The 22264-nt window shown below is 46.9% G+C and carries 35 protein-coding genes and 3 tRNA genes; 1 reads left to right on the top strand and 37 read right to left on the bottom strand.

Annotated features, from left to right (window positions below; translation table 11 throughout):
* Positions 1-13 precede the first annotated feature (13 nt).
* Positions 14-1501, bottom strand: a complete 1488-nt coding sequence (locus IE104_RS00190; RefSeq protein WP_189414915.1) for a winged helix-turn-helix domain-containing protein — start codon at positions 1499-1501, stop codon at positions 14-16.
* A 209-nt stretch (positions 1502-1710) separates the two neighbouring features.
* Between IE104_RS00190 and IE104_RS00185 the strand changes: the two genes are divergently transcribed.
* Positions 1711-2430, top strand: a complete 720-nt coding sequence (locus tag IE104_RS00185; RefSeq protein WP_189414913.1) for a YbhB/YbcL family Raf kinase inhibitor-like protein — start codon at positions 1711-1713, stop codon at positions 2428-2430.
* Positions 2431-2616: 186 nt separating this feature from the next.
* On the opposite strand, the gene rplQ is transcribed toward IE104_RS00185, so the two are convergent.
* From rplQ to alr, 36 genes are all read right to left on the bottom strand, one after another.
* Positions 2617-3009 carry a 50S ribosomal protein L17 gene (gene rplQ / locus IE104_RS00180; protein ID WP_189414911.1) on the bottom strand — a complete coding sequence of 131 codons (393 nt, stop codon included), beginning with the start codon at positions 3007-3009 and terminating at the stop codon, positions 2617-2619.
* A gap of 134 nt (positions 3010-3143) precedes the next feature.
* Positions 3144-4130 carry a DNA-directed RNA polymerase subunit alpha gene (locus IE104_RS00175; RefSeq protein WP_189414909.1) on the bottom strand — a complete coding sequence of 329 codons (987 nt, stop codon included), beginning with the start codon at positions 4128-4130 and terminating at the stop codon, positions 3144-3146.
* Positions 4131-4209: 79 nt separating this feature from the next.
* Positions 4210-4830 (bottom strand): 30S ribosomal protein S4, encoded by a 621-nt coding sequence (rpsD, locus tag IE104_RS00170; protein WP_189414907.1) that lies wholly within the window; start codon positions 4828-4830, stop codon positions 4210-4212.
* Positions 4831-4842: 12 nt separating this feature from the next.
* The gene (rpsK, locus tag IE104_RS00165) at positions 4843-5238 is read right to left on the bottom strand and encodes a 30S ribosomal protein S11 (protein ID WP_189414905.1); all 396 of its coding nucleotides are present in this window, start codon (positions 5236-5238) and stop codon (positions 4843-4845) included.
* Between the two features lie 55 nt (positions 5239-5293).
* Positions 5294-5650 (bottom strand): 30S ribosomal protein S13, encoded by a 357-nt coding sequence (rpsM, locus tag IE104_RS00160; protein WP_189414903.1) that lies wholly within the window; start codon positions 5648-5650, stop codon positions 5294-5296.
* 240 nt (positions 5651-5890) lie between these two features.
* Positions 5891-6007 carry a 50S ribosomal protein L36 gene (rpmJ, locus tag IE104_RS00155; protein WP_151033880.1) on the bottom strand — a complete coding sequence of 39 codons (117 nt, stop codon included), beginning with the start codon at positions 6005-6007 and terminating at the stop codon, positions 5891-5893.
* A 22-nt stretch (positions 6008-6029) separates the two neighbouring features.
* Positions 6030-7361 carry a preprotein translocase subunit SecY gene (gene secY, locus IE104_RS00150; RefSeq protein WP_189414901.1) on the bottom strand — a complete coding sequence of 444 codons (1332 nt, stop codon included), beginning with the start codon at positions 7359-7361 and terminating at the stop codon, positions 6030-6032.
* A gap of 7 nt (positions 7362-7368) precedes the next feature.
* Complete coding sequence (gene rplO / locus IE104_RS00145) at positions 7369-7803, bottom strand: 50S ribosomal protein L15 (protein ID WP_189414899.1); 435 nt, start codon at positions 7801-7803, stop codon at positions 7369-7371.
* A 1-nt stretch (position 7804) separates the two neighbouring features.
* Positions 7805-7990, bottom strand: coding sequence for a 50S ribosomal protein L30 (gene rpmD, locus IE104_RS00140; RefSeq protein ID WP_189414897.1), 186 nt, complete (start codon positions 7988-7990; stop codon positions 7805-7807).
* Between the two features lie 31 nt (positions 7991-8021).
* Positions 8022-8534, bottom strand: coding sequence for a 30S ribosomal protein S5 (rpsE, locus tag IE104_RS00135; protein WP_189414895.1), 513 nt, complete (start codon positions 8532-8534; stop codon positions 8022-8024).
* A 10-nt stretch (positions 8535-8544) separates the two neighbouring features.
* The gene (gene rplR / locus IE104_RS00130; RefSeq protein ID WP_189414893.1) at positions 8545-8895 is read right to left on the bottom strand and encodes a 50S ribosomal protein L18; all 351 of its coding nucleotides are present in this window, start codon (positions 8893-8895) and stop codon (positions 8545-8547) included.
* A 10-nt stretch (positions 8896-8905) separates the two neighbouring features.
* Entirely contained in the window at positions 8906-9439 is a 534-nt protein-coding gene (gene rplF / locus IE104_RS00125) for a 50S ribosomal protein L6 (RefSeq protein ID WP_189414891.1), read from the bottom strand.
* A 12-nt stretch (positions 9440-9451) separates the two neighbouring features.
* Complete coding sequence (gene rpsH, locus IE104_RS00120) at positions 9452-9844, bottom strand: 30S ribosomal protein S8 (RefSeq protein ID WP_189414889.1); 393 nt, start codon at positions 9842-9844, stop codon at positions 9452-9454.
* A 30-nt stretch (positions 9845-9874) separates the two neighbouring features.
* Complete coding sequence (rpsN, locus tag IE104_RS00115; RefSeq protein ID WP_189414887.1) at positions 9875-10180, bottom strand: 30S ribosomal protein S14; 306 nt, start codon at positions 10178-10180, stop codon at positions 9875-9877.
* A 10-nt stretch (positions 10181-10190) separates the two neighbouring features.
* Positions 10191-10730, bottom strand: coding sequence for a 50S ribosomal protein L5 (gene rplE / locus IE104_RS00110; RefSeq protein WP_189414885.1), 540 nt, complete (start codon positions 10728-10730; stop codon positions 10191-10193).
* A 4-nt stretch (positions 10731-10734) separates the two neighbouring features.
* Positions 10735-11049, bottom strand: a complete 315-nt coding sequence (gene rplX, locus IE104_RS00105; protein WP_189414883.1) for a 50S ribosomal protein L24 — start codon at positions 11047-11049, stop codon at positions 10735-10737.
* 32 nt (positions 11050-11081) lie between these two features.
* Complete coding sequence (gene rplN, locus IE104_RS00100) at positions 11082-11450, bottom strand: 50S ribosomal protein L14 (RefSeq protein ID WP_007644480.1); 369 nt, start codon at positions 11448-11450, stop codon at positions 11082-11084.
* A 38-nt stretch (positions 11451-11488) separates the two neighbouring features.
* On the bottom strand, positions 11489-11755 hold the full coding sequence (gene rpsQ, locus IE104_RS00095; protein ID WP_189414881.1) for a 30S ribosomal protein S17: 267 nt from the start codon (positions 11753-11755) through the stop codon (positions 11489-11491).
* A 2-nt stretch (positions 11756-11757) separates the two neighbouring features.
* Positions 11758-11949, bottom strand: coding sequence for a 50S ribosomal protein L29 (gene rpmC / locus IE104_RS00090; protein ID WP_189414879.1), 192 nt, complete (start codon positions 11947-11949; stop codon positions 11758-11760).
* A complete protein-coding gene (gene rplP, locus IE104_RS00085; RefSeq protein ID WP_189414877.1) occupies positions 11949-12362 on the bottom strand; it encodes a 50S ribosomal protein L16 in 414 nt (137 codons plus the stop codon). The genes rpmC and rplP overlap by 1 nt, the downstream gene beginning before the upstream one ends.
* Positions 12363-12374: 12 nt before the next feature.
* On the bottom strand, positions 12375-13052 hold the full coding sequence (rpsC, locus tag IE104_RS00080) for a 30S ribosomal protein S3 (RefSeq protein ID WP_189414875.1): 678 nt from the start codon (positions 13050-13052) through the stop codon (positions 12375-12377).
* 13 nt (positions 13053-13065) lie between these two features.
* A complete protein-coding gene (rplV, locus tag IE104_RS00075; RefSeq protein WP_189414872.1) occupies positions 13066-13398 on the bottom strand; it encodes a 50S ribosomal protein L22 in 333 nt (110 codons plus the stop codon).
* 12 nt (positions 13399-13410) lie between these two features.
* On the bottom strand, positions 13411-13689 hold the full coding sequence (rpsS, locus tag IE104_RS00070; protein WP_189414864.1) for a 30S ribosomal protein S19: 279 nt from the start codon (positions 13687-13689) through the stop codon (positions 13411-13413).
* 36 nt (positions 13690-13725) lie between these two features.
* A complete protein-coding gene (gene rplB, locus IE104_RS00065; protein ID WP_189414862.1) occupies positions 13726-14553 on the bottom strand; it encodes a 50S ribosomal protein L2 in 828 nt (275 codons plus the stop codon).
* A 12-nt stretch (positions 14554-14565) separates the two neighbouring features.
* Positions 14566-14865 (bottom strand): 50S ribosomal protein L23, encoded by a 300-nt coding sequence (rplW, locus tag IE104_RS00060; protein WP_189414860.1) that lies wholly within the window; start codon positions 14863-14865, stop codon positions 14566-14568.
* Positions 14862-15476 carry a 50S ribosomal protein L4 gene (rplD, locus tag IE104_RS00055; protein ID WP_189414858.1) on the bottom strand — a complete coding sequence of 205 codons (615 nt, stop codon included), beginning with the start codon at positions 15474-15476 and terminating at the stop codon, positions 14862-14864. The genes rplW and rplD overlap by 4 nt, the downstream gene beginning before the upstream one ends.
* Positions 15477-15496: 20 nt before the next feature.
* On the bottom strand, positions 15497-16141 hold the full coding sequence (rplC, locus tag IE104_RS00050; protein ID WP_189414856.1) for a 50S ribosomal protein L3: 645 nt from the start codon (positions 16139-16141) through the stop codon (positions 15497-15499).
* Positions 16142-16248: 107 nt separating this feature from the next.
* Positions 16249-16560, bottom strand: coding sequence for a 30S ribosomal protein S10 (rpsJ, locus tag IE104_RS00045; protein WP_007644456.1), 312 nt, complete (start codon positions 16558-16560; stop codon positions 16249-16251).
* A gap of 229 nt (positions 16561-16789) precedes the next feature.
* A complete protein-coding gene (gene tuf, locus IE104_RS00040) occupies positions 16790-18013 on the bottom strand; it encodes an elongation factor Tu (protein ID WP_189414854.1) in 1224 nt (407 codons plus the stop codon).
* A 73-nt stretch (positions 18014-18086) separates the two neighbouring features.
* Positions 18087-18162: transfer RNA gene (locus tag IE104_RS00035), tRNA-Thr, on the bottom strand.
* A 31-nt stretch (positions 18163-18193) separates the two neighbouring features.
* Positions 18194-18267, bottom strand: a tRNA-Gly gene (locus IE104_RS00030).
* Between the two features lie 161 nt (positions 18268-18428).
* A tRNA-Thr gene (locus IE104_RS00025) sits at positions 18429-18504 on the bottom strand.
* A gap of 52 nt (positions 18505-18556) precedes the next feature.
* Positions 18557-19258: a hypothetical protein gene (locus IE104_RS00020; protein WP_189414852.1), complete on the bottom strand. Its 702-nt coding sequence runs from the start codon at positions 19256-19258 to the stop codon at positions 18557-18559.
* 12 nt (positions 19259-19270) lie between these two features.
* Positions 19271-20014, bottom strand: coding sequence for a type III pantothenate kinase (locus IE104_RS00015; protein ID WP_189414850.1), 744 nt, complete (start codon positions 20012-20014; stop codon positions 19271-19273).
* Positions 20011-21000 (bottom strand): bifunctional biotin--[acetyl-CoA-carboxylase] ligase/biotin operon repressor BirA, encoded by a 990-nt coding sequence (birA, locus tag IE104_RS00010; protein WP_189414848.1) that lies wholly within the window; start codon positions 20998-21000, stop codon positions 20011-20013. The genes IE104_RS00015 and birA overlap by 4 nt, the downstream gene beginning before the upstream one ends.
* Positions 20993-22105, bottom strand: coding sequence for an alanine racemase (gene alr, locus IE104_RS00005; RefSeq protein ID WP_189414846.1), 1113 nt, complete (start codon positions 22103-22105; stop codon positions 20993-20995). Before alr ends, birA begins: the two co-directional genes overlap by 8 nt.
* Between the last annotated feature and the right edge of the window lie 159 nt (positions 22106-22264).

The raw sequence follows: 22264 nt of genomic DNA, 5'->3' as shown, positions 1-22264 counted from the left end.
CCCTTTTTTATGACTAACGCGTTACCGAACTACCAAATCGTGCAACAAACTCTTTGAATTTGACCTCATCTTTTAAAGGCGCGTAATGGGGATCTGCCACGGCGCATTCCACATGAGGTTGACGCTTTGCAAATGCTTGCTCCAAATAATTCATCGCCGATTTATTATCACCTACTGCAATAGCATATCTCGCCCAGGAAATTGGCGGAGTGTATTGACCAACGTCTGCCGTTTCTTTGTGCTCTAGTAGCCAGCGATAAACTGCTTTTAATCCGCCTTCCGAAAATGCCTGGTTCAACACATTAATTTTTTCTTCATTAAATTGGGCCCGCTTAAAAAACCACTGCATGTTTTCATACACTTTTTGTTCGTTGCCCATTTGGTAATACACATTTTGCGCCGCAATTTTAAAATACTTATCAACTTCTTCCGTGCTTTGAATACGCTCTAACTCGCGCTCTGCCAACTCATTGTTGCCTTGTAGCAAATAGATCCAAACCATATTGGTACCTGAAAAACTTAAAGGGTTTAAGCCGCGAGAAATATTAATTTGCTCCTGCGCTTCTGAAAATCGTTTATAGATAAACAGAAAATGAGCGTAACGATAATGAACAAAGTCATCCCTTGGCGCCAAGGCAACGGCAAGTTTGAAATGTTTTTCTGCTTTAGCGGGATTTAAATCGTGCACAAAAATTAGTTCTGCCAACCAGGCGTGTGCGCGCGCCAGATCTGGATCTAGCTCCAACGCTTTATTTAATAGCGCAGTTAATTCCAGATAGTTTTCAGTCTCTGCGAAACGATCTGCAAAGAGCTTAATTTTAGTTTCGGCAAGGTTTAAATATGCGGGTGCGTTAGTAGGGTTTTCCTGAATAAACTGCCGCAGCAGTTTTACTGCTGTGCGCCAGTCTTCCGCATTGGGGCTTGCTGTTAATCCTGCAGCTTGCGTGAATAAGTTTGCGTTATGCGTAGGTGAAACTGGAGATTCCTTTGGCATTGGAGCAAGAGGCTTCGCGGTTTCCCTGGTGTAAATCAAAACGGCAAACATACCCAAACACATCATCAGCCCAGCAACAGCTGCGTAAGTTTTTATTGGCCGCACTACTTTGGCTGGCTCGCTCGCTTCAACAGTTGAGTTTGCGACGGGGATGTCGATTTGATCCTGATGGATAAACTGGTAGCCAACACCGGGAATTGTTTTGATATAGGTCGGGGCTCGCGGGTTGTCTTCCAAAGCTTTGCGCAACTGACTGATCGCTACCGCAACACTATCGTCATTGACGACTTTTTTAGGCCACACAGCTCTCAAAATTTCATCCTTGGCTAACACCCTATCTCTGTTCTCCAACAGAAATACCAACAAATTCATCAGGCGATATTCCAGCTCAACTGAACGCCCATCCTTCGTTAGCTGATTGCTATGCGCATTGAGTAGCCAATCCCCAATCTTGTAAGAAGAGAGATTGCTGGCCGAACCTTCGGAAGCTTCAGATTCTGTTGACATTAGATCCTCATGTACTCAATTCGGCCGCGAGAATTATTTGCGTAGCGCTGGTAAGCCGTTGTTCTTATTTTCTAAAGGAGCCTTAGGAACACTTCATAAGATTTAATGATGAAACGCCGTGCAATGCAATTAGGATTTTGAACTCAGGGAATGCACCAATGATTCCCTAATTTCAATCCCGGTATTCATAACAACAGCAGGTATTCGCCATGAAATTGATTAACGCTATTTTATATTTATCGTTCTTGTTACTCGCCGCCTGCGGTGGCGGTTCAGGAGGCAAAAGCTCCGCTCCCACAAATACGCCGAGCTCTTCGAGTTTATCATCAAGCAGTGTATCAAGCTCCTCCGAAGTCAGTTCTTCATCCACAAGTTCGTCCTCAAGCTCGTCATCTAGCAAGGCGGCCGTGTCATCAAGCAGCTCAGCAGAGTCGTCCTCAGCATCCTCGGCAAACGCATCCAACTTCAAGCTGACTTCCACCAGTTTTGTAGAAGATACAACCATACCCAATACATACACTTGTGACGGCAGCGATATCAACCCGCAATTAGGCTGGGAAGGCGCACCCGCTGGAACAAAGAGCTTTGCTCTTATAGTGGATGACCCGGACGCATTTGCGATGTTTGGGGTGGTTTGGGTGCACTGGAATATCTACAACATAAGTGCAACTGCGAAAGAGCTCGCGGAAGGAGCATCCACTCACGTCGATAAACTTCCTGCAGGATCAGTTGAAACCAGCAGCGATTTCGGTTCAGCCAAATATCGTGGCCCTTGCCCGCCATCTGGCCGTCATCATTACCAGTTCCAACTTTACGCACTTAATAAAGAGACAATTAGTTTTTCCGGACCCTTGACGCGAACCGAGTTTGAAGCTGCTTTTGCCGATAGCATCATCGCCAAGGCTTCTACAGCTGGCTATTTCCGTTAAACCGCCGAGCTTATAGACAAACGCTGAGGCATAAGCCCCAGCTAAAATAAGTTGTAAGGCGAGCACGACTTGGGAGGCATTTGCCTCCCCTTTTTGTTTCATTATAAGGGATCTAAATTACAGCTATCCAAAATGCAAAAAGCCAGGCGAGAGCCTGGCTTTTTGGTATTACGTAAAAGCTAAAAATTATTCAGCGTCTACTTCAACAGCTTTTGCGGCTACTGGACGACCAACAAGCTCAACATAAGCCATTGGTGCTTTATCGCCAGCACGGAAGCCGCACTTCAACACACGCAGGTAACCACCTGGACGAGTGTTGTAACGTGGACCTAATTCGCTGAACAACTTACCTACGGCTTCTTTGCTGTTCAAACGAGCAAATGCAAGACGACGGTTAGCAACGCTATCCACTTTAGCCAAAGTAATCAAAGGCTCTGCGAAACGACGCAATTCTTTTGCTTTTGGCAAAGTAGTTTTAATCAATTCATGCTCAACCAAAGAAATAACCATGTTACGGAACATAGCTTTACGGTGAGAAGAATTACGGCCTAATTGACGACCACTTAATTGATGACGCATGACAAATTTCCTTCAAAAAGGATTGCTAATAGCAATCTCGTTAATCACCCGCACCGAAGTGAGTTGACGGGCGAACTAATAAAAAATTAAAGCGGCTACCGCCGAAGCAATAGCCGCTTTAGTTTTTCGGTTTCTTAGTCGTTACGAAGACTAGCCGGTGGCCAGTTTTCTAAACGCATACCGAGAGACAAACCGCGTGAAGCGAGAACGTCTTTAATTTCGGTAAGAGATTTTTTACCAAGGTTTGGCGTCTTCAACAATTCAACTTCTGTGCGTTGAATCAAGTCGCCAATGTAGTAAATATTTTCCGCTTTCAAGCAGTTTGCTGAACGTACGGTAAGTTCCAAATCATCCACTGGACGCAAGAGGACAGGATCAATAGCCTCTTCTTTTTGCTCTGGCGCAGATTGTTTTTCACCTTCAAGATCAACAAACACAGCAAGCTGTTGTTGCAGAATTGTAGCTGCACGACGGATTGCTTCTTCCGGATCGATAGTACCGTTTGTCTCCAAATCCAATACTAATTTATCCAGGTCAGTACGCTGTTCAACACGCGCATTTTCTACGCTGTATGCCAAACGCTTAACTGGGCTGAAAGAAGCATCGAGTTGCAAGCGACCAATTGCACGGCTTTCATCATCGTCTTTACGACGAGAGTCAGCTGGCTGGTAACCGCGACCACGAGCTACGGTCAAGCGCATTTTCAATTCGGTATTGCCAGTGATATTCGCAATCACGTGATCTGGATTTTTGATTTCCACATCGTGATCGAGTTGAATATCAGCAGCAGTAACAACGCCTGGGCCTTTTTTGTTCAGGGTAAGAACGGTTTGATCCTTACCGTGCATAACAATGGCAACACCTTTGAGATTCAACAAAATCTCAATCACGTCCTCGCGAACGCCTTCGATGTCACTGTACTCATGCAAAACGCCTTCGATTTCAGCTTCAACAATGGCACAACCGGCCATTGAAGATAGCAAAATACGGCGCAAGGCATTGCCGAGTGTATGTCCAAAACCACGCTCCAAAGGCTCCAATACCACGCGTGCGTGAGTTGGGCTGCTCTCTGAAACGTCGATGTGACGAGGAGTTAAAAATTCGTTTACTGCTGTCTGCATATCCACACCTGTTAGCGGTTCTAGTGAGTACCGAGATGTTGTTAGTACCGGGAGCTTCCCGGTACTTACTCAGAGATCCTTACTTAGAGTAAAGCTCTACGATGAGGTTCTCGTTGATATCAGCTGGCAAATCGCTGCGATCAGGAACGCGTTTAAATACGCCTTCTTTCTTCTCAGCGTTAACATCAACCCACTCAACATTGCTGCGTTGACCAGCAAGGTTAATAGCGTTTTGAATGCGCAATTGCTTTTTAGCTTTTTCGCGAACTGCAACAACATCACCAGCAGCAACCTGGTAAGAAGCGATATTAACGGTTTTGCCGTTTACGCTAATTGCCTTGTGCGACACTAATTGACGTGATTCAGAGCGAGTTGAGCCGAAGCCCATACGATAAACAACGTTATCCAAGCGAGATTCGAGCAGCTTCAACAAGTTCTCACCGCTAGCGCCTTTACGACGTGCAGCTTCTTTGTAGTAACCACGGAATTGCTTTTCAAGAATGCCGTAAATACGACGAACTTTTTGCTTTTCACGCAACTGCACACCATAGTCAGACAAACGACCACGACGTTGGCCATGTTGACCTGGTGCAGTTTCTAATTTACATTTTGAATCTAACGCGCGCGCACCACTTTTCAGGAAAAGATCAGTGCCTTCGCGACGAGAGAGTTTACAGGTAGGTCCAATATAACGAGCCATTATCTATTCCCCTTACACACGACGTTTTTTCGGCGGACGGCAGCCGTTGTGAGGAATCGGCGTTACGTCAGTGATGTTGGTAATTTTGTAACCAACATTGTTCAGAGCACGAACCGCTGATTCGCGACCTGGACCTGGGCCTTTAACTTCTACGTCAAGGTTTTTCAAGCCGTATTCTTTTGCAGCTTCACCAGCGCGCTCAGCAGCAACCTGCGCAGCGAATGGTGTAGATTTACGTGAACCACGGAAACCAGAACCACCTGAAGTAGCCCAGCTAAGAGCATTACCCTGACGATCAGTGATAGTCACGATGGTGTTGTTAAAAGAAGCGTGGATATGGGCAACGCCGTCCACTACTGTCTTTTTAACTTTTTTCTTGGTTGCGGTTTTATTACTTGGCTTAGCCATAGCAATTTCTTCCTACTAATTTGTTACCGTAAGTGAATGAAGTTAAGCCTAAGAATTACTTCTTAATGGGCTTACGTGGGCCTTTACGAGTACGAGCGTTCGTCTTAGTACGCTGACCACGCAATGGCAAGCTACGACGGTGACGCAAGCCACGGTAGCAACCCAAATCCATCAAACGCTTGATATTCATAGATATAACACGGCGCAAGTCACCTTCTACGGTGCGCTTTGCAACTTCAGCACGGATCGATTCCAACTGTTCTTCTGACAAAGAACCAATTTTAGATTCTTCAGAAATACCAGTAGCGGCACAGATCTGTTTAGCTGTAGTACGACCAATCCCGTACACATAAGTCAACGAGATAACGGCGTGTTTGTTATCTGGTATGTTTACACCAGCAATACGAGCCATTCAAATTACTCCAATAACACATAAATGTAGCGCTGACAGTATTAACCGCCATCATCGCCGCTCAAAAAGGCGCGCAGGATAGCGAGAAATACAGCACAAAGCAATAGCTAGACAATTTCTTATCTAACGACAGTCAGGCGCCCCCTATTGGTAATGCTTTGGTTTAATCACTTAGAAAACAAGAGGCAGGCACTCAGATTGAATACCTGCCTCTTACTGAAGCGACAAATTAATTAAGCATTAACCCTGACGCTGCTTGTGACGCGGTTCAACGGCGCAGATTACACGCAGAACACCGTTGCGACGCACCATTTTGCAATTGCGGCAAATTTTTTTAACAGAAGCACGAACTTTCATTATTCAACCTCAAAATCCAGGATTAACGCGCGTTGCCGCCGTAACCTTTTAAGTTTGACTTCTTCATCAATGATTCATATTGATGAGACATCAAGTGAGCCTGTACCTGAGACATAAAGTCCATAACCACAACCACCACGATAAGTAATGAAGTACCACCCAAATAGAAAGGTACTTTTGCGGCTACTTGCAAGAACTGAGGTAACAAGCAAACTGCTGACATATAGATAGCACCAATCACGGTTAAGCGAGTTAGTACGCTATCGATATATTTTGCGGAATGCTCACCAGGACGAATCCCTGGAATGTAAGCACCCGATTTTTTCAAGTTATCTGCCACTTCTTTCGGGTTGAACATCAACGCGGTGTAGAAGAAACAGAAGAACGAAATAAATGCAATAAACAACAAAATGTACAGTGGGCGACCAGGACTAAGCTCCAGAGCAACGTTCTGCAAGAACACCTTAACCGGACCTTCACCTTGACCAAACCATTGGGCAATTGATGCTGGGAACAACAAAATACTACTGGCGAAAATGGCTGGAATTACACCTGACATATTGATCTTCAATGGCAGATGGCTCGATTGCGCCCCCATACCTTGACGACCCGGTTGTCTTTTCGCGTAGTTAACAGTAATTCTGCGCTGACCACGCTCAATGCGCACCACCAACCACACTACCGCTATTGCAATTACCGCAACAAATAACAACGCCAAATAATTCACGTCGCCTTGACGCGCACTTTCCAGAGAATGAACAACAGCACTTGGCAAACCAGCAACGATACCGGCGAAAATCAACATGGATATACCATTGCCAATACCGCGCTCGGTAACTTGCTCGCCCAACCACATCATAAACACCGCACCGGTCACCAATGAAATCACCGTAGTGAAGTAATAGGCAACTGTTGGCTCACCGCCGTATGCATAGTTGGAAAAGCTGGCTGCCATGGCAAAGGCTTGTACAGCAGCTAATACAACCGTGAAATAACGTGTGTATTGGTTGATCTTTCTACGTCCGGCATCACCTTCTTTCTTCAACTGCTCAAGCGACGGGGTTACCGAGCTTAAGAGTTGCATGATGATCGATGCCGAAATGTAAGGCATGATGCCCAGGGCTAAAATACTCATCCGCTCAAGCGCACCGCCCGAGAACATGTTAAACATGCCAAGGATTGTGTCTTTGTTTTGATTAAACAGATTTGCGATTCGTTCTGGATCTAAACTCGGAATCGGTACGTGAGTACCAATGCGGTAGACCAAAATAGCCAAAAAGAGAAAACGAAGGCGAGCCCAAAGCTCGCCTAAACCTTTTTGATTCGCTAACGGCATATTGTTAGTGATAGCCATGCGTCTCTTACTCTTCTACAGTACCGCCAGCAGCTTCAATAGCAGCCTTAGCACCTTTGGTTACAGCCAAACCTTTAACAGTCACAGCCTTTTTCAACTCACCAGAAGCGAAAATCTTAGCGCGTTTGATAACGGAGCTAATCAAGTCTGCTTGCTTGAGAGTTTCCAAATCTACTACGGAGCCTTCTACCAGATTCAGTTCAGACAAACGAATCTCAGCAGTAACGCGACCAATACGAGAAGAGAAACCATATTTTGGCAAACGGATTTGCAAAGGCATTTGACCGCCTTCGAAACCTGGACGTACAGAACCACCTGAACGTGATTTCAGACCTTTGTGACCACGGCCAGCAGTTTTACCCAAACCACTACCGATACCACGGCCAACACGTTTAGCAGCTTTAATTCTGCCCGGTGCGGGGCTAAGTGTATTAAGACGCATCTTATTCTCCCACTACCTTGACCAAATAGTTCACTTTATTAATCATACCGCGAACAGAAGGAGTATCTTCTACTTCAACGGTATGGCCAATGCGACGCAAGCCTAAACCTGCAACGCATGCCTTGTGAGCTTTCAGGCGGTGAGCAATGCTTTTCACCTGAGTCACTTGAATCATTTTCTTAGACATGGTTATCCACCGTCGTAAATCGAAAATTCGATTAGTTCAGAATTTGTTCAACGCTTTTACCGCGCTTGGCAGCAACTGCTTCTGGAGAAGTCATTGCTTTCAGGGCGTTAAAGGTTGCACGAACAACGTTTACTGGATTGGTAGAGCCGTAGCACTTAGCCAATACGTTCTGAACACCTGCAATCTCAAGCACGGAGCGCATTGCACCGCCGGCAATTACACCGGTACCTTGTGAAGCTGGCTGCATGTACACTTTAGATGCGCCATGCACACCTTTGATAGCGTATTGCAAAGTGTCGCCGTTCAGGTCAACGTTAATCATGTTACGACGTGCTGCTTCCATTGCTTTTTGAATTGCAGTGGGCACTTCACGCGCTTTACCGCGGCCGAAACCTACCTTGCCATTACCGTCGCCAACAACTGTCAACGCGGTAAATTGGAAGATACGACCACCTTTTACAGTTTTAGCAACGCGATTGACTTGAACTAACTTCTCTTGCAAGCCTTCGTTGTTGCTATCATCTTCTTTCTTAGAGTAAGCCATATCTTAACCTTTAGAATTCCAAACCACCTTCACGGGCAGCATCAGCCAAGGCCTTTACACGACCGTGGTATTTGAAACCGCTACGATCGAAAGCAACTTGTGTGATACCCGCAGCTTTAGCACGCTCAGCAACCAGTAAACCAACTGCTTTTGCGGCATCAGCATTGCCAGTCTTACCACTGCGTAAATCTTTATCAAGAGTAGAGGCGCTAGCCAATACTTTTGAACCATCACCAGCAATTACTTGTGCGTAAATGTGGCGTGGGGTGCGATGGATAGTCAAACGAGTTGTACCCAGTTCGCGAATCTTTGCTCGGGCACGGCGTGCGCGGCGAAGACGAGATAGCTTCTTATCGCTCATAACCTAGCCCTTACTTCTTCTTAGCTTCTTTACGGAGTACTACTTCGTCTGAATAACGTACACCTTTACCTTTATAAGGCTCTGGCTCACGGAACGAACGAATCTCAGCAGCAACTTGACCAAGCAATTGCTTGTCGCTACCTTTTAGTACAATTTCGGTCTGGCTTGGGGTTTCAACCGTTACGCCTGCAGGCAGGACATAATTTACCGGGTGAGATAGACCCAAAGACAGGTTTACAGTATTGCCTTCTGCTTTAACACGGTAACCAACACCAACCAAAGTCAGTTTCTTTTCAAAACCTTGGCTAACACCTTTTACCATATTATTAACTAGCGCACGGGTAGTGCCTGCTAGTGCATCGGACTGCTTGGCACCGTCGCGTGGGGCAAAAGTTAACACGTTGTTTTCGTGTTTAACTTCTACACTCGCGTGGACTTCCAGCGCCAATGTACCTTTACCGCCTTTAATAGTGAGCGATTGACCCGCTAAGGTCACACTCACTGCGGCAGGCACTTCAACCGGACTTTTTGCAACTCGTGACATGACGATTTCCCATTAGAATACTGTGCAAAGAACTTCACCACCCACGCCAGCGGCACGGGCAGCACGATCAGTCATCACACCTTTACTGGTAGAAACAATAGCAATACCCAAACCAGCACGTACGGTAGGGATAGCTGCTTTTCCAGCATAACTGCGAAGACCAGGACGACTTACGCGGTCGATCTCAGCAATAACTGGCTTGCCTTCAAAATATTTCAATTCAACAGTCAGCTCTTGCTTAGCGCCTTCGCTTACTGAAAAACCGCTAATGTAACCTTCGCTAGAAAGTACATTGGCAACATTTACCTTCAACTTTGAAGAAGGCATAGTTACAGACGGTTTACCCACTGATTGCGCATTGCGAATGCGGGTAAGCATGTCTGCCAAAGGATCTTGCATACTCATATGATTCTGCTCCTAAAATTAAGCCGAGGCTTACCAGCTAGCCTTAACAAGACCTGGAACGTCACCACGCATTGCGGCTTCGCGCAACTTGTGACGGCACAAACCAAATTTGCGGTAAACGCCATGTGGACGACCAGTCAAGCGGCAACGGTTACGTTTGCGGCTAGCACTTGCATCGCGAGGCTGTTGTTGCAATTTGATTTGGGCTTCCCAGATTTGCTCTTCAGTTGAAGAAGGGCTAATGATGGTAGCTTTCAATTCAGCGCGTTTAGCAGCGAATTTTTTTACGGTATTTGCACGTTTAACTTCACGCGCAATCATAGATTTCTTAGCCATGATTCTACCCTTAGCCTTTGAATGGGAAGTTGAAGGCTTTTAGCAAAGCACGGCCTTCGTCGTCGGTACGGGCAGTTGTCGTGATACAAATGTCCAAACCACGGATTTTATCCACTTTGTCGTAATCAATCTCTGGGAAAATGATTTGTTCAGTCACGCCCATTGAGAAATTACCACGACCATCAAATTGCTTCGGGCTAATACCACGGAAGTCACGAATACGTGGAATTGCAATTGAAACCAGACGATCCAGGAACTCATACATACGATCACTACGCAGAGTTACTTTGCAACCGATTGGCCAGTCTTCACGAATTTTGAAGCCCGCAATTGACTTGCGCGCTGCTGTGACAACCACTTTCTGACCAGCAATTTTAGTCAGATCGCCTACCGCGTTCTCAAGCACTTTCTTATCACCAACTGCTTCACCTACACCCATGTTCAGGGTGATTTTGGTAATGCGTGGCACTTCCATAACATTCGCCAAACCCAATGTTTCTTTCAACTTGGGAGCGAGTTCTTTGTTGTATAAGTCTTTAAGCCTAGCCATTCTATTACGCCTCTACGGCCTCGCCATTGGATTTGAAAACGCGAACTTTGTCGCCATTCTCAAGAACTTTGAATCCAACACGATCAGCCTGCTTGGTTGCTGGGTTATAAATTGCAACATTCGATGTGTGAATCGATGCTTCTTTCTCAATAATCCCGCCAGCAACGCCAGCTTGTGGATTAGGTTTTTGGTGCTTTTTGATCAAGTTAATGCCAGCAACGATAACACGGTCAGCCAACACACGAACTACCTTGCCGCGCTTGCCCTTGTCACGTCCGGCGATAACAATCACTTCGTCATCACGTTTAATTTTAAGCATTTTCCTGCCCCTTTATTCTTAGGACTGAGTACTTAAAGTACTTCAGGAGCCAAAGAAATGATTTTCATGAATTTCTCGCCACGCAACTCACGAGTTACTGGTCCGAAAATACGTGTACCAATCGGAGCATCTTGGTTGTTCAGCAGTACGGCAGCATTATCGTCAAACTTGATCAATGAACCGTCTTGGCGACGCACACCTTTCTTTGTGCGAACAACAACTGCCTTCATGACTTGGCCTTTTTTCACCTTACCGCGTGGAATTGCTTCCTTTACGGTAACTTTGATGATGTCACCCACTGCCGCATAGCGACGGTGAGAACCGCCAAGAACCTTGATGCACATGACACGGCGAGCACCGCTGTTGTCAGCAACATCTAAGTAGCTTTCTGTTTGAATCATCGTCCGTCTCCGAAACTTTCAATATAATCTGGAGCCGATTAGACTTCAGAAGCACGTTCTTCAATTTTAACCAAAGACCAGGTCTTGGTTTTTGATAATGGGCGCGATTCTGCAACCGTAACCACATCACCAATTTTGCACTCGTTCTTTTCGTCATGAGCGTGAAGCTTTGAAGATTTAGTGGCGTATTTGCCATAAAGTTCATGCTTAACGCGACGCTCAATCAGCACAGTAATGGTTTTATCCATCTTGTCGCTAACGACCTTACCGGTCAGAGTACGAGCCAGTTTTGTTTCCTGAGTCATCGTTAGTTACCTGCCTTTTGTCTAAGCGCTGTCTTGATGCGTGCAATGTCTTTGCGCACTTGCGCGAGCAAGTGAGTTTGGCTCAATTGGCCAGTAGAAGCTTGCATACGAAACTTAAACTGCTCTTTCAATTGTTCCAACAAAACGCCATTCAGCTCTTCGACGGATTTTTCGCGTAATTCTGAAGCTTTCATCACATCACCGAACGTTTAACAAATGTTGTTGAAATTGGCAGTTTAGCTGCGGCAAGAGCGAAAGCTGCACGAGCCAACTCTTCACCAACGCCATCCATCTCATACAGAACCTTGCCAGGACGGATTTGTGCCACCCAGTACTCCACATTACCCTTACCTTTACCTTGACGAACTTCAAGAGGTTTTTCGGTAATTGGCTTATCCGGAAACACACGAATCCAGATTTTACCGCCACGCTTAACGTGACGAGTCATCGCTCTACGTGCTGCTTCAATTTGGCGAGCAGTTAAGCGACCGCGACCAGTTGCCTTCAAGCCGAAATCACCAAAGCTAACTTTGGAGCCACGCTGGGCCAAGCCGCGGTTGCGGCCTTTCATCTGCTTGCGAAACTTTGTACGCTTAGGTTGTAACATTTTGCGTACCCCTTACTTGGATTTAGCGGCTTTTTTCTTAGGTTCAGCTTCAGCAACTACGTCACCGATAACTTCGCCTTTGAAAATCCAGACTTTTACACCAATGATGCCGTAGGTGGTGTGCGCTTCAGCGGTAGCGTAATCAATATCCGCACGCAATGTGTGGAGAGGAACGCGACCTTCACGGTACCATTCACTACGTGCAATCTCAGCACCACCTAAACGACCACCAACTTGAATCTTGATGCCTTCGGCACCTTGACGCATGGCGTTTTGTACCGCGCGCTTCATGGCACGACGGAACATTACGCGGCGCTCTAATTGCTGGGCTACGCCCTGGGCAACCAATGCGCCATCCAAGTCAGGCTTACGAATTTCTTCGATATTGATATGGACTGGAACGCCCATTTGCTTGCCTAGTTCAAGGCGCAACTTATCAACATCTTCACCTTTTTTACCGATCACGATACCAGGACGCGCAGTGTGGATAGTGATGCGAGCAGTGTTAGCTGGACGCTCAATGTCTACACGGCTTACAGATGCGCTGGCCAGTTTTTCTTGAATGTACTTACGTACTTTCAAGTCAACGATCAACTTATCTGCGTAATCAGTACCATCGGCATACCACACAGAGGTGTGCTTCTTGATAATTCCGAGACGGATGCCGTTCGGATGTACTTTCTGACCCATAACGCCTGCTCTCTTACTTGTCGGCTACTTTAACGGTGATGTGACAAGTGCGCTTGGTGATGCGGTCTGCACGACCCTTAGCACGTGGACTTACGCGCTTAAGGCTTGTGCCCTCATCAACAAAAATGGTTGATACTTTTAAAGAATCAACGTCAGCACCTTCGTTGTGTTCTGCGTTAGCAATCGCAGATTCCAGTACTTTCTTGATAAGATCCGCGCCTTTCTTAGTAGAAAAGGTAAGAGTATCAAGAGCTTGTTCAACGCCTTTACCGCGAATTTGATCAGCTACCAAACGCGCTTTTTGCGCCGACAGACGAGCACCGGTTAATTTTGCTGCTACTTCCATCGTATACCTCGATTAGCGTTTTTTCGCTTTCTTATCAGCGGCGTGGCCACGATAAGTGCGGGTTGCTGCAAATTCACCAAGCTTATGACCAACCATCTCTTCATTTACCAATACTGGTACATGTTGACGACCGTTATGCACAGCAAGGGTCAAACCAATCATTTCCGGCATGATCATAGAACGACGTGACCAAGTCTTAATTGGACGACGATCGTTAGCTGCGATCGCTGCTTCGACCTTCTTAATAAGGTGAAGATCTATAAAAGGACCTTTTTTCAGTGAACGTGGCACTGCGATTTCCTCTCTCAGCTGCTGTTAGACGCGCGATTATTTCTTATCGCGACGACGAACAATCATCTTGTCTGTGCGCTTATTGCTGCGCGTTTTGTATCCCTTAGTAGGAACACCCCATGGTGAAACTGGGTGACGACCACCCGACGTACGCCCTTCACCACCACCCATTGGGTGATCGACAGGGTTCATCGCCACACCGCGAACGGTAGGACGAACACCACGCCAGCGAGTAGCACCAGCTTTACCCAAGGAACGCAGATTGTGTTCGCTGTTAGATACTTCACCTAACGTTGCACGACAATCACTCAACACCTTGCGCATTTCACCACTGCGTAAACGCAAGGTTGCATAAGCACCGTCACGCGCAACCAACTGAGCCGAAGCACCAGCGGAACGAGCAACCTGAGCACCTTTGCCAGGCTTGAGTTCAACACAGTGAACAACAGAACCGAGCGGAACGTTGCGCAAAGGCATGGTGTTACCAGCCTTGATTGCAGCGGCATTGCCAGATTCAATTTTGTCACCTACTACCAAACCTTTAGGAGCGATAATGTAACGACGCTCACCATCGGCGTAGCAAACGAGAGCGATGTAAGCAGTACGGTTTGGATCGTACTCAATGCGCTCTACAGTTGCTGGAATACCATCTTTGTTACGACGGAAATCGACTACACGGTAATGCTGCTTGTGACCACCACCGATATGACGGGTAGTGATACGGCCAGCATTGTTACGACCACCGGTTTTTGATTTCTTTTCAAGCAAAGGTGCATAGGGATCACCTTTGTACAAATCCGGGTTAACAATGCTAACTACAAAGCGACGACCAGGCGATGTGGGTTTACGTTTTACGATAGCCATGACCTAATCCCCTTACTCAGCCGATGCCGCGAGATCAATTTCTTGACCTTGCGCCAAACGAACGTATGCCTTTTTCCAATCGCTTCTTTTGCCAAGACCGTAACGGGTACGCTTGGTCTTACCTTTAACATTCAGCACAGAAACGCTTTCTACTTTTGTGCCAAACAACGATTGAACTGCAGCTTTGATTTCAAGTTTGTTTGCAGTTGGATTAACTTTAAACACCACTTGATTTGCAGACTCGCCTGCCGCTGCTGATTTCTCAGAAACTACTGGGCCGAGAATAATTTTGTATAAACGCTCTTGGTTCATCCCAGTATCTCCTCAAATTTTTTGAGAGCTGGCACAGTCACAACAACTTTGTCGAAACCGATCAGACTTACTGGATCAACGCCTTGCGCATCAGAAACACCAACCTTGTACAAGTTGCGTGAAGCGAGGAACAGGTTTTCGCTGATTTCTTCAGTAACGATCAATACATCAGTCAAGTTGAATTGAGCTAATTTTTGCACCAGAGCTTTAGTCTTTGGAGCTTCAATATCAAAGCTCTCAACAACAATAAGACGCTCTTGACGGTTCAGCTCAGACAAAATGCATTGCAATGCAGCGCGATACATTTTCTTGTTCAGCTTTTGCTCGTGATCGCGCGGTTTTGCTGCGAAAGTAGCACCACCGCCACGCCAGATTGGGCTACGAATAGTACCAGCACGTGCACGGCCAGTACCTTTTTGACGCCAAGGCTTCTTACCACCGCCAGACACTTCAGCGCGAGTTAATTGCGCTTTAGTACCTTGACGAGCACCAGCCATGTACGCAACAACGGCTTGATGAACCAAGTCTTGGTTAAACTCTCTACCGAAGGCAACTTCAGATACATTTACTGTACCTTGCGCGCCTGCGGGACTAACAATTTTTAATTCCATGGTCGATTCCCCTCGGATACTTAACCGTTAGTGCGCGCTTTAACAGCAGGACGTACAAATACGTCGCCGCCTGGAGCACCAGGAATAGCACCCTTAACCAGAAGCAGATTGCGCTCAGCATCAACGCGGACAACTTCAAGATTCTGAACGGTTACACGCTCAGCACCCAAGTGACCAGCCATTTTTTTGCCTTTGAATACGCGACCTGGAGTTTGACACTGACCGATAGAACCCAATACGCGGTGCGAACGGCTGTTACCGTGAGTCGCATCTTGCATACCAAAATTCCAGCGTTTAATACCGCCAGCGAAACCTTTACCTTTGGATGTGCCAGTTACATCAATGATTTGACCTGCAGAGAAAGACTCAACAGTAATTGATGCACCAACTTCGAAAGCTTCTTGAGTGTCGTTACGCAATTCGAACAAGTTACGACCTGCTTCAGCGTTAGCTTTAGCGAAGTGACCTGCTTCAGACTTGGTAACACGGGAGGCACGACGAGAACCCACGGTTACTTGCACAGCAGAGTAGCCATCGGTTTCGACATTCTTGACCTGAGTGATGCGATTAGGCTCAACCTCAATCACAGTAACAGGAATGGAAACACCATCATCGGTAAAAATACGAGTCATACCGCTTTTGCGGCCGACAATACCAATCGTCATTTTACTAACCTCTATAGTGTACGGGGCTTTTACCCGCTATGGCCGCCCATTTCAGAGCGTTACACAGTTGCAAAGCACCATTGCCCTACAACTTAAACATTTACTTATTAACCGAGACTAATTTGAACCTCAACGCCTGCAGCTAGATCCAGCTTCATCAGGGCATCTACAGTCTTTTCAGTAGGCTCAACAATATCGAGCAAACGCTTGTGTGTACGTATCTCGTATTGATCACGCGCGTCTTTATTAACGTGCGGAGAAATCAATACAGTGAAGCGCTCTTTACGAGTCGGCAGCGGAATTGGGCCACGAACTTGCGCACCAGTGCGCTTTGCGGTTTCAACAATTTCCTGAGTAGATGCATCAATCAGCTTGTGATCGAAAGCTTTCAGGCGAATTCTAATGCGTTGATTCTGCATGAACCAAACTCCAATTATTTAACTTAAAGAACACCTTCTAAGCGCTAAAAAGATAGCCCCTTAAAAGGAGGCGCAATCTTAAAGACCTAGACCCAGGTTGTCAACACAATGCTGACAGAAAATAGACAATATTTAAGCAACTCTAAAAGCCACTAAAAACATCATCCAGACTACTTACCTTAAATAAAAAGGACGCTTTACAGCGTCCTTTTCGCAAGGCATTTACAACTTACTGAATGATTTTGGCAACAACACCAGCACCAACAGTACGACCACCTTCACGGATAGCGAAGCGCAAGCCTTCTTCCATCGCGATGGGGTGAATCAAGGTAACGTTCATTTGAATGTTGTCACCTGGCATTACCATTTCTACGCCTTCTGGCAATTCAACAGCACCAGTTACGTCAGTGGTACGGAAGTAGAACTGTGGACGGTAGCCTTTGAAGAATGGGGTGTGACGACCACCTTCATCTTTAGACAATACGTATACTTCTGCGATGAACTTGGTGTGTGGGGTTACTGAGTTTGGCTTACACAATACTTGACCACGCTGCACGTCATCACGCTTGGTACCACGCAACAGAACACCTACGTTCTCACCAGCACGACCTTCGTCGAGCAACTTACGGAACATTTCAACACCAGTACAGGTGGTTTTTTGAGTTTCGGTGATACCGATGATCTGGATCTCTTCACCTACTTTCACTACACCACGCTCTACACGGCCAGTCACTACAGTACCGCGACCAGAGATAGAGAATACGTCTTCTACTGGCATCAGGAATGGTTGGTCGATAGCACGTACTGGCTCAGGAATGTATGAGTCCAAAGTTTCTACCAACTTCTTAACAGCAGAGGTACCCAATTGGTTGTCATCTTCGCCGTTCAATGCCATCAAGGCAGAACCTGGGATGATTGGGGTGTCGTCAGCCGGGAAGTCATAAGTACCCAACAGCTCACGCAATTCCATCTCAACCAATTCCAACATTTCGTTGTATTCTTCGGTGCCTACGCCGCCGCAGTCTGCAGCCAACAAGTCAGCCTTGTTCAGGAATACCACGATGTATGGAACACCTACTTGACGAGACAAGAGGATGTGTTCGCGAGTTTGTGGCATTGGGCCGTCAGTTGCGCCGCATACCAAAATCGCGCCGTCCATTTGTGCAGCACCGGTGATCATGTTCTTCACATAGTCGGCGTGGCCTGGGCAGTCTACGTGTGCGTAGTGACGCACAGGTGAATCGTATTCAACGTGTGAGGTATTGATGGTAATACCGCGCTCACGCTCTTCCGGAGCATTGTCGATACCGTCAAATGCAACCGCTTTACCGCCCCATGCCTCTGAACACACGCGTGTTAACGCTGCAGTCAAAGTCGTTTTACCGTGGTCTACGTGACCGATGGTGCCCACATTGACGTGGGGCTTGTTACGTTCAAACTTTTCCTTCGCCATTGCGAGTCACTCCTCAAGAGATTAATTTAAAACAGACAAAAAAAGCCGCAAAGGTTCTCCCTCGCAGCAGATATGGAGCTTTTGAGCAGATTCGAACTGCCGACCTCACCCTTACCAAGGGTGTGCTCTACCAACTGAGCTACAAAAGCATATTCTTCAAGCATTCTCCATATAAGAATATGGAGCGGGTAGCGGGAATCGAACCCGCGCCATCAGCTTGGAAGGCTGAGGTTCTACCATTGAACCATACCCGCTAAACACATTTAGCTCAGCGATGCCTAACTTACTTTTTGCTCACCTGAATTCAGGATTCAAATGATATAAATATGGTGCAGGGGGATGGATTCGAACCATCGAAGCTCGCGCGTTGCGAATGCAATCACTTACATTGCATCACACTAGACAAGTTAAGAAATGGAGCTGGCGAGAGGAATTGAACCCCCGACCGGCTGATTACAAGTCAGCTGCTCTACCTACTGAGCTACGCCAGCCTTTTCACAACCACCGTCTAATGTGGAGGCGCGAATATTAGAGAAAGTTTTATCAGCGCGCAACACCCAAGCAGTAATTTTGTCGTCTTTCTATAGCTTTTTCTTCTTTAAGGAGGCTCAACCACTTTTCTTCGCTTACTTTCTGCCCAACTTTTTGATGAACCTCCACCCAGGTCTCATTATGACTCTTAGGAATCTCTTTTATTTCAGCAGCATAGCCTTGGGCTCGAATCTGTTCTGCCTTATCCGACGCCTCCTTTTCGCTGGCAAATTGCCCAAACGAAATGCCATTTGCCAGCTCGCCACTCGGAATTATGTAGCTATCAATCGCCTTGGATTGCTGAATCTCACTCAAACGCCTCAAAGCTTCTTTTTCTGACATTTCAGGCTTTAAATACACCAAATAATTTTTACCGTCGGCGATCTCTACTTGCTTAATGGAAGATGCAACTTCCAGCGCAGTTAAACGCTCAACCAAATATTCCGCATGGAGAAGTTCGGCGAAGGGACCAATAAGTTCACATTTTTCAGAATCGCTCACGGCAGCACCCGACGGAGCCTCAGGCTCCTTCTTTCGGGATTCTTTTGCAGACTGCTTGCCTTTTGCGTCGCGCTCGGCAATCGTTTGTAAATTACCGAAATTTCTGTGCTCGACCACAGCAGGCTTGGCATCCACCGGCGCCGATCCCCCGAAAAATTGGGTAAGAAAAAACGCGACATTGCCGAGCAACAGCACTATAAAGATCAATCTCATTGATTCCGCCTTTTATGTTTTGACTTCAGCCAAGGCTATATCTAACCCATCCATCACCAAATCTTCGTGATAGGCCCCCTCTTTCAGCATGCTAACCAACCACTCGCCGTCGCCGCCCGTCACCAGCAGATGCGCTCCATGACTATCGTAGTTACGCAAAATTGATTTCGCATGCTCAACCAAGCCAGCAATCATCGCCAGCTCAGCGGATTTAATAGCCAGCACTGTATTGCGACCCGGAAAATCGTTTTCGGGGTAGCCGATCTGCCCCAGTTTAATGGCCGAAGTTTTGGTTGCGAGCGCTTCGCGCATCAACCTTAACCCAGGTGCTATATAACCACCTAAATGCTCTCCCTGAGATGTGACGAGATCAACAGTTATGGCGCTCCCGCAGTCCACGATCACACATGCCGAGGGATCTTTTGCCTTAGCCGCCAGAATCGCCAACCAGCGATCTACGCCCAATTTCTCAGGCTGCTGATAACCGTTAACCACACCATTACAGTGGGGCTCACTTACCGCAAATTGGGGGTTTACACCTAAATGAGAGATTGACCAGGCCGCCAGCTTGCGCGCGTAATCGTCACTTAACACCGAACCAACCAAGACTTGCTCAATATTTGCGTCTGCCAATTCAGCGGTCGTGGATGGGTGAAATCCTTCCCCGGTAAGAAACATGCCGCGCATAAGGGTTTTATGGTGGTCGCGCACCCGCCACTTAACCCGCGTATTGCCGCAATCCAACTCCAATATCACCGAGCGACCCTCAAAGAAACTTCGCCACCGTGAAAAATCTCCAAACCCTTATCCGTTTCCAACAAGAGCGCTCCTGATGAATTTACGCCTCGCATAATGCCAGATGTCCGATTGTCGCCCATAAATAAATCGACGGCTTGGTTAGCCTGTGCATTAAGGCCTTCCCATTCCGACTTATAGGCAGAAAAGCCTTGGACTTCGTAAGTATTTAAAAGCGGCACTATGTGGTTGAGCAAACAGCTGGCCACGTGGTTTCGGCTTGGCGGTTCAGTCAGGATACTATCTAGCGCCACCCACGGTTGATCAATCGCCTGCGCCATGGATTTTTCTGTTTTGAGATTCAATCCCAATCCCACCACCAAATGGCAAACACCGGATGGATCTCCAACAACCTCAATGAGAATCCCACCGAGCTTTCTGCCGGACCATAACACATCATTGGGCCATTTTAATTGCACATCGCCAATATTGAGCTCATTCAAAGCCCGTGCGACTGCAACACCAACAGCCAGGCTAATCCCCTCAAAAGCCCCCAAGCCGCTATTGTTTGACAATCTCAGCGAGAGATAAATATTACTTGCAAAGGGGCTCACCCATTGGCGACCACGACGACCACGCCCAGCGGTTTGGTACTCTGCAAAACAAGCACTAATTCCCGGCGCCGGTTCCTGACGCATGAGAAATGCGTTAGTCGAATCTATAGAGGTTAAAACTGAGAGTTTATTAAGGCATTCTGACGCGGTGTGAGCCATCTCTTTACGAATGATGCCTTCATCCAACAACTCCAAACCACCAACCAAACAATAGCCCTTGCCCGATTGGGATAAGAGCTCAAGCCCCAAGGCCTCTAGTTTAGCGAGTTGCTTCCAAATAGCTGTGCGACTGACATTTAAATGCTTCGCCATTTCCTGGCCAGAATGATTTTTGCCATCAGCCAATAGCTGCAATAAGGCCATGGGCGGCAAATCAGCAGCATCGCTATTCATTATTTGTTCCAGAAGAAATATAGCGGCGCTGGTAGCGGCGGCCGAGGCTCGTTAGCACCTCATAACCGAGCGTTTTATTCACGCTCATCAAATAGTCCAAAGTCAGCTCATGATTAATGACGTCAATATAAGCAGGATCACCTTCAACAGAGGTAATATCAAAAATACACGAGTCCATGGATAGTCGACCTACAGCTCTTACTTCAACACCTGCCGCCCGCCCCTCTGGGGCAGAACCTAAACTGCGATTAATTCCGTCGGCATAGCCCCCTGCGACCACGGCCAAACGCGTGCCCGCTTTGACTGATGCTGTAGCACCATAACCCACCGATGAAGGTTGTTCAGTTTCGCGGATTTGCAAGACCGGTAGTTTCAAATCGATAACATTCTGCAGTGGATTGATAGAACCCGGCTGAGGGTTTATGCCATACAGGGCAGCACCGATTCGCACCATGTCAAAATGATAGGCTTCACCTAAAAAAGTACCCGAAGAATTAGCCAAGCTAGTTTTAATCTTCGGAAAAATCGTTTTTATTTTTGTTACTGCCGAACTAAAACGTTTTAACTGATCATCATTTAAAGGATGAGCAGCCTCATCTGCACAAGCGAGATGACTCATAAACAGAACTGGATTGAGCAAGGGCGAATCCGGTGCTATCGCCAATAATTTTACAAACTCACCTTCGGTCAAGCCGAGGCGAGCCATGCCTGTATCCAACTTGATTGCACAGGGAAAAGCTTGTTCACGCGATTGGCAAAAATCTAACCAACGGTTGATAGTAGGCAAAGAATACAAAACCGGGATTAAATTCAGCTCAACGAGCGCAGCTTCCGTCCCCTCTCGAACACCACCCAAAACGTACAATATAGTGTCCTGCGGCAAAACCTGGCGCAGCTGTTTTGCCTCGTGCAAAGTAGCCAAATAGAAGCTGCGGCAACCGGAGGCATAAAGTGCAGCCGCCACTTCACCAGCGCCAACGCTATAAGCATCCGCCTTGACTACTGCCGCGCATTCAGCGCGCCCATTCAACATAGCGGCAACTTGCAGCCAATTTGACTGAATTGCAGATAGGTCAATGGTAAGAACGCCAGTAGAGGAAATCATGGAAGGAGTACATCTCGCAAAAAGATGCATATTATGCAGGTGGCCGGCTGAAATCCAGCTGTCTCGAAAATCGAGACAAAATAATTCAATAAGAAACCTTCAGGATAAAAAAGAAAACGCCCGACAGTGTTACTGTCGGGCGTTTGGGATAAGAGCTTG

The organism is Cellvibrio zantedeschiae (assembly GCF_014652535.1).
GTDB lineage: Bacteria > Pseudomonadota > Gammaproteobacteria > Pseudomonadales > Cellvibrionaceae > Cellvibrio > Cellvibrio zantedeschiae.
Note: the sequence above shows the minus strand (reverse complement) of the source record. Positions and strands in the feature narration are given on the sequence as shown.